Origin of the sequence: Mycobacterium sp. E2462 (assembly GCF_001672685.1) — a bacterium.
Taxonomy (GTDB): Bacteria; Actinomycetota; Actinomycetes; order Mycobacteriales; family Mycobacteriaceae; genus Mycobacterium.
Window position 1 is genome coordinate 1 of sequence record NZ_LZKC01000294.1, and the last position, 5,982, is coordinate 5,982.

Here is a 5,982-nt window from a genome sequence, read left to right on the forward strand (position 1 = left end):
CGATGGGTCCATCGTGACCGCGGCGGTCGCGTATTACCGGCGGCTCGGGCCCTTCACGGTCATGACGGCGAACGTCGCCAGAAACGACGCCGCCGGGAGCACGTTGACGGGCTTGTCGTGCGCCCGGACGTGCGCGCCCACGGCCAACGCGAAATACAGCGTCAGCATCGCGGTCGTCAGCCGAGCCAGCGCCGGAAACCAGGTGACCGACAGCAACCCGACCGCGGCCGCGGCCTTGACCACCGGCAGGATGCGCCGAAGGTTATCGGGCACCTCGAGGTCGTCGAGGATTTTCTTGATCGGCGCCACCTGCACCGCGCAGGCCACCGCGTCGACGGCGTGAAAGGCCGCCAGTCCCGTGTACGTCTTCGGTGAAGTCAAGACAGTCATCCGGCAATCCTATGGAGTGCCGTCGCGCGCCACACCGGCCCGCCGCGACGCACCGAAAACTAATCCGAGGCCGAGCCCGCCCACCGCCCGGCACCTGCGCAGACAGCGGCCGAGCGGTGCGGCCGGTGCCCGCCCGCGTCGCGCGCGCCCGGCCTGCGCCCGACAAAACAACTACACTGCGTGATCGTGTGGTGTCCCAGTGTTTCGCTGTCCCTGTGGGCCAACGCCTGGCTCGCGGGTAAGGCCGCGCCCGACGACGTCTTGGACGCGTTATCCGTTTGGGCGCCAAAGCAATCGGTGACCGCGTATGATGCGGTCGCCGCGGGTCACACCGGCCTGCCCTGGCCTGATGTCAACGACGCGGGCACCGTCACACTGCTGCAGACGCTGCGCGCGGCGGCCGGCCGGCCGGCCGGTCACGGCCCGCTGCGCGGCACGATCAACGTCGTCTTGCCGGTGCCCGGTGACGTCCGCGGCCTGGCGCCCGGTACGCAGTTCGAGCGCGACGCGATGGCCGCCGGTGAGGCCGTCATCATCGCCAACCCGGATGCCCCCGCCACCGCGGTCGGGCTGGTGCCCGAGTTCTCCTACGACGGCTTCGAGGACACGCCCGACGACGAGCCCGGCTTCGCGGAATCGTGCGCGCTCGCCTGGACGGTCTATTCGCTGCCCGGTGCGCCGGTGTTGGACCACTACGAGCTGGGCGACGCCGAGTACACGCTGCGCTCGGCGGTGCGATCGGCCGCCGACGCGCTCGGCGCGATCGGACTGGCCTCCGCCACCGCCGACATCGACGACCCACGCGGGCTGGTCGAGCAGTTGCTGGAATCGACTCGCCAGCACCGCATTCCGGAACACGCACCCACGCGCGCCCTGCGGGTGCTGGAAAACGCGGCGCACGTCGATGCGATCATTTCCGTCAGCGCAGGCCTGAGCCGATCGTCCGACTCGCCGGATCGGTTCGCCGCTCCCGTCGCTGCCGGCGTGGAACCGCTTGGCACGCAATCGTCTTCGGAAGCTCGCATCGCCGGCGACGCGCTACGGCCGCTGACGGCGGTGGTGCGTTCGGCGCGCATGGCCGCGGTGACCGCGATCCTGCACTCGGCCTGGGCCGACTAGTCGCCTCTGGCGCAGTGCGGCGGCCGGCACGGCGCGCCGTTCACCCCGGCGAGGCACCCGGGCACCGGATTCGCGCCGGGCAAGCGCGTCGGTGGGCGGCCGGTACGCAGTTCGTCGACCAAATCCGCTGCGAGACGGGCGAACCGGCGGTCGGCGTTGAACGTCGCAGCCCGGGCCAGCGCGATGCCCGACGCTTGCGCCTGCTCCCGCAGCTCCGTGTCGAGGTCCCACACCACCTCGATGTGATCCGAAACGAACCCGACCGGGCAGACGATGACGGACGTGGTGCGCGCCTCGGCCAACGCCCTGAGATGGTCGCCGATGTCCGGCTCCAGCCACGGCACCTGCGGGGGCCCCGACCGCGACTGCCACGCGAGGTCATAGTCGGTGTAGCCGGCGGCGGAAGCGATAAGGCTTGCGGCGTAAGCGACTTGGCGGCTGTAGAGGTTGGGGCCCAGACGGTCGTCGGCCGCCACGGGTACCGAGTGCGCGGTGAACACCAGCCGCGCGTCGCGGGGCACGCTTTGGGCGGCGGCCGCGATGTTGTCGGCGAACATCTCGACGAACAGCGGGTGGTCGAAATACCGCCTCAGCTTCACCAATTCGGGCGCGTCGGGCCCGGCGGCCGCGCGGGCACGGGCGATGTCTTCGGCGTACTGCGTGCAGCCGGAATAGCCGCTCCACGCCGACGTGGTGAAGACGGCGGCGCGACGAATCCCGTTGTCGCGCATGGCCGTGACGGCGTCTTCGACGTACGGCTGCCAGTTGCGGTTACCGAAGTACACCGGCACGTCCAACTCGGCACGCAACTCGGTGAGCAAGGCCCGGTTGATTCCGTTGATCGGCGACACACCACCGAAATGCAGGTAATGCTCGGCGACGTCGTCAAGCCGCTCGGGCGGCACGTTGCGCCCACGGGTCACGTTCTCCAGGAAGGGCCGCACCTGCTCGGGCCCCTCAGGTCCCCCGAAGGACAGCAGCAGGACCGCGTCGAAATCCACTGCAGGCTAGAGTAACTGAGTGCTGGCGCCGCCGTCGGCGAAGATGATGGTGCCGGTGGTGGCGGGCAACCAGTCGGATAGGACGGCGCAGACCGTCTTCGCGACGGGGGTGGGGTCCTTCATGTTCCAACCGATCGGGGCGCGTTGGTCCCAGCCCTCCTCCAGCAGCTGCATCTGCGCCCCGGCCTCCTCGCCGAGCGCACCACCGACGATCGCGCTCATGGCCAGCGTCCGGATCGGGCCGGCGGCAACAAGGTTCGAGCGCACGCCATACTTACCGGCCTCGCGTGCGACGAAGCGGTTCACCGACTCCAGCGCGCTCTTGGCGACCGTCATCCAGTTGTAGGCCGGCATGGCGCGGCTGGGGTCGAAGTCCATGCCGACGATCGAGCCGCCGGGATTCATGATCGGCAGCAACGCCTTGGCCAGCGAGGCGTACGAATACGCCGAGATGTGAATGCCTTTGGACACGTCCTCATACGGCGCGTCGAAGAACGGGTTGATGCCCATCCCGGTCTGCGGCATGAAGCCGATCGAATGCACCACGCCGTCGAGCTTGTTACCCTCGCCGATCTCGGCGGTCACCCGCTCGGCCAGGGTCGCCAGGTGCTTTTCGTCCTGAACGTCGAGCTCGATGAGCGGAGCCTTCTCGGGCAGCCGGTCGGCGATGCGCTGGATCAGTCGCAACCGGTCGAACCCGGTCAGCACCAGTTGGGCTCCCGCTTCCTGGGCCACCTTGGCGATGTGGAACGCGATCGACGAGTCGGTGATGATGCCGCTGACCAGGATTCGTTTGCCGTCGAGCAGTCCTGCCATGTCCGTCCTTTGTGTCTTCGTCGTGGTTGAAATCAGTGGCCCATGCCCATGCCGCCGTCGACCGGGATGACGGCGCCGGCAATGTAACTGGCATCCTCGGACGCCAGGAAGCTGACCGCCCCGGCGACCTCCTCGGCGGTGCCGACCCGCTTGGCGGGAATGAACTCCAAGGCGCCGGCCTGAATCCGCTCGTCGAGCGACCGAGTCATTTCGGTGTCGATGTACCCCGGGGCAACGACATTCGCGGTGACCCCGGCCTTGGACAGCTCCCGCGAGATCGAGCGGGCCATGCCGATCAGGCCCGCCTTGGCGGCCGCGTAGTTCGCCTGGTTCCCGATGCCCCACATGCCCGATACCGAACCGATGAAGATGATGCGGCCGAATCGCTTGCGCTGCATGCTGCGCGAGGCCCGCTGGGCTACCCGGAACGCCCCGGTGAGGTTCGCGTTGATGACCTCGGTGAACCGGTCTTCGGTCATCCGGATGAGGAACGCGTCCTTCGAGATGCCGGCGTTGGACACCAGCACCTCCACCGGCCCCTGGTGCTCCTCGACCTCCTTGAAGGCGCGGTCGACGGCGTCGTTGTCGGTGACGTCACAGACGACACCGAACAGCCCCTCGGGTGCGCCGGATCCGCGGTGCGTGACGGCCACCTTGTGACCGTCGGCGGCAAGCCGCTGCGCGATCGCGAGGCCGATGCCCCGGTTTCCGCCCGTCACCAGCACGGAGCGGGACACGAATGCGGGTTTGCCGGCGGCGGCGGGTTCGGCGGGGTTGTCAGTGGCTGCGTCAGTCACCCGGCCAACTTATCGCCTCGGCCGGCCGCCCGGAAAACCTCCCCCGTTTCGGCGCCGCGACCGTCAGCGGGGCGTGCGTGCCGGGCCGGTTATCCACAGTGGGCTTACGCCCGCGGGGATTCTGTCGGTGCGCCAGCGCACAGTGCGCCCATGACGGGACCCTTCCTAGGCAGCGAGGCCTTGGCTGCCGGCGCGCTGACCCCTCATGAGCTGCGCACCCGATATACGGCGCTGCACAAAGACGTGTACGTGCACAGAGACACCGAACTGACGGCCGTGGTGCGGGCGAAGGCCTGCTGGCTGCGGTCCCGGCGCCGCGGCATCCTCGCCGGGTTCTCCGCCTCGGCGCTGCACGGTGCGAAGTGGATCGATACGGCATTGCCAGCCGCGATCATCGACACCAACCGCTGGCCCACCGCCGACGTGCAGGTTTGGGAGGAGCGGATCGAGACCGACGAGATCACCGTCGTCGCGGGCATGCGGGTCACGACGCCGGCGCGAACAGCGCTCGATCTGGCCCGGCGCTGCCCGCAGGGTGTGGCTGTCGCCGCGATCGACGCCCTCGCGCAGGCGACCGACCTAAAGCTGGCCGACGTCGAGTTGTTGGTCAACCGCTATCGGGGACGGCGCGGCATGAAGGCCGCCCGCGTCGCCCTCGAACTGATCGACGGTAGCGCGCAATCGCCCAAGGAGACCTGGCTGCGGCTTTTGTTGGTCCACGCGGGATTTCCCCCGCCGCAGACGCAGATCGCCGTGCGCAACGAATGGGGCTGGGCCGAGGCGTATCTGGACATGGGCTGGGAGGACATCAAGGTCGCCGTCGAGTACGACGGCGACCAGCACCGAGCCAGCCGCTATCAGTACGTCAAGGACATCCGCCGGCTCGAGATGCTCGGGCGATACGGGTGGATCGTCGTCCGGGTCATCGCCGAGGACCATCCCGACGACATCATCCGCCGCGTGCGCGCGGCGCGCGCGGCGCGAGCGTAAGCCCACTGCGGAATTTGGGGCCGAAAATCGCAGTGTGCTTACGCTCGCGGAAGAAGGGGCGGGGCGCGCGGCGCGGGGCGCGCGACCAAGCAGGGTGCGCGCGAGACGGGCGTGGGGCTAGGTGGGCAGGCGGCGGTTGATCAGCAACGCCGCGAGCGCCGCGAGCGCCAGCACCGCCGCGCCCAGCCGCAACCAGCCGACGCTGGCGTCGCCCTTGATCGTCTCGTAGCCGATCTGCTGTTGCAGCGTCGCGTACACCGACTTCAGCTCCGCCAATGAGGCTGCGCTGTAGGCGTTTCCGCCCGAAAGCTGCGCCACCTTCTTCAGCGTCTCGTCGTCGACGGGCACCGGCTGGCGCTGGTCGTTGATCTCGACGAAGCCGTACGGCGTGCCGAAGGAGATCGTGGAGATGGGCACACCCTGATCCTTCGCGGTGCGCGCGGCGGTGAAGGCGCCCTTCGGGTTGTCCGGGTTGGTCGGCATCGTCTCCTTGCCGTCGGAGAACAACACGATGCGCGCCGGCGGTGGCGAATCGCCGCCGCCGATCACCGCGCCGACGGTGGCAATGGCCTGCAGGGCGGTGAAGATGCCCTCGCCGGTCGCGGTGCGGTCGGCGAATTGCAGCTTGTCCAACGCGGACTTGGTGGAGTCGCGGTTAGTGGTCGGCGACACCAGCACCGTGGCCGTGCCGGCGTACGCGATCAGGCCGAGGTTGATCCCGGGCGTGAGCTCGTCGGCGAACTGCTTGGCCGCCTCCTGCGCCGCGGCCATGCGGTTGGGCGCCACGTCGGTGGCGCGCATCGACTGCGACACGTCGATCACCAGCATCACCACCGCGCGGTTGCGCGGGATGCGGACGTCCTGGGTGG

The 5,982-nt window shown here is 69.1% G+C and carries 6 protein-coding genes and 1 pseudogene; 2 read left to right on the top strand and 5 right to left on the bottom strand.

Annotated features, from left to right (window positions below; all coding sequences use genetic code 11):
- Positions 1-33: 33 nt before the first annotated feature.
- Complete coding sequence (locus A5714_RS14765; RefSeq protein WP_068074958.1) at positions 34-390, bottom strand: DoxX family protein; 357 nt, start codon at positions 388-390, stop codon at positions 34-36.
- A gap of 186 nt (positions 391-576) precedes the next feature.
- Between A5714_RS14765 and A5714_RS14770 the strand changes: the two genes are divergently transcribed.
- Entirely contained in the window at positions 577-1,509 is a 933-nt protein-coding gene (locus A5714_RS14770; protein ID WP_068286187.1) for a hypothetical protein, read from the top strand.
- Here A5714_RS14770 and A5714_RS14775 read toward each other — a convergent pair.
- From A5714_RS14775 to fabG1, 3 genes and pseudogenes are all read right to left on the bottom strand, one after another.
- Positions 1,481-2,510, bottom strand: a pseudogene (locus A5714_RS14775) (ferrochelatase); the annotation flags it as partial. The gene A5714_RS14770 and the pseudogene A5714_RS14775 sit on opposite strands and share 29 nt — an antisense overlap.
- 6 nt (positions 2,511-2,516) lie before the next feature.
- Positions 2,517-3,326, bottom strand: coding sequence for an NADH-dependent enoyl-ACP reductase InhA (gene inhA / locus A5714_RS14780; protein WP_068286178.1), 810 nt, complete (start codon positions 3,324-3,326; stop codon positions 2,517-2,519).
- Between the two features lie 32 nt (positions 3,327-3,358).
- On the bottom strand, positions 3,359-4,123 hold the full coding sequence (fabG1, locus tag A5714_RS14785; RefSeq protein ID WP_068074966.1) for a 3-oxoacyl-ACP reductase FabG1: 765 nt from the start codon (positions 4,121-4,123) through the stop codon (positions 3,359-3,361).
- Positions 4,124-4,273: 150 nt separating this feature from the next.
- On the opposite strand from fabG1, the gene A5714_RS14790 reads away from it, so the two are divergent.
- A complete protein-coding gene (locus A5714_RS14790; protein ID WP_068286181.1) occupies positions 4,274-5,113 on the top strand; it encodes a type IV toxin-antitoxin system AbiEi family antitoxin in 840 nt (279 codons plus the stop codon).
- Positions 5,114-5,230: 117 nt separating this feature from the next.
- Here the strand turns inward: A5714_RS14790 and A5714_RS14795 are convergent.
- The coding region (locus tag A5714_RS14795) for a VWA domain-containing protein (RefSeq protein ID WP_068286184.1) at positions 5,231-5,982 on the bottom strand (752 nt) is incomplete at its 5' end.

Coding starts and splice junctions, on each gene's coding strand:
- A5714_RS14765 (WP_068074958.1), bottom strand. CDS start 390: ATGACTGTCTTGACTTCACCGAAGACGTACACGGGACTGGCGGCCTTT.
- inhA (WP_068286178.1), bottom strand. CDS start 3,326: ATGGCAGGACTGCTCGACGGCAAACGAATCCTGGTCAGCGGCATCATC.
- A5714_RS14790 (WP_068286181.1), top strand. CDS start 4,274: ATGACGGGACCCTTCCTAGGCAGCGAGGCCTTGGCTGCCGGCGCGCTG.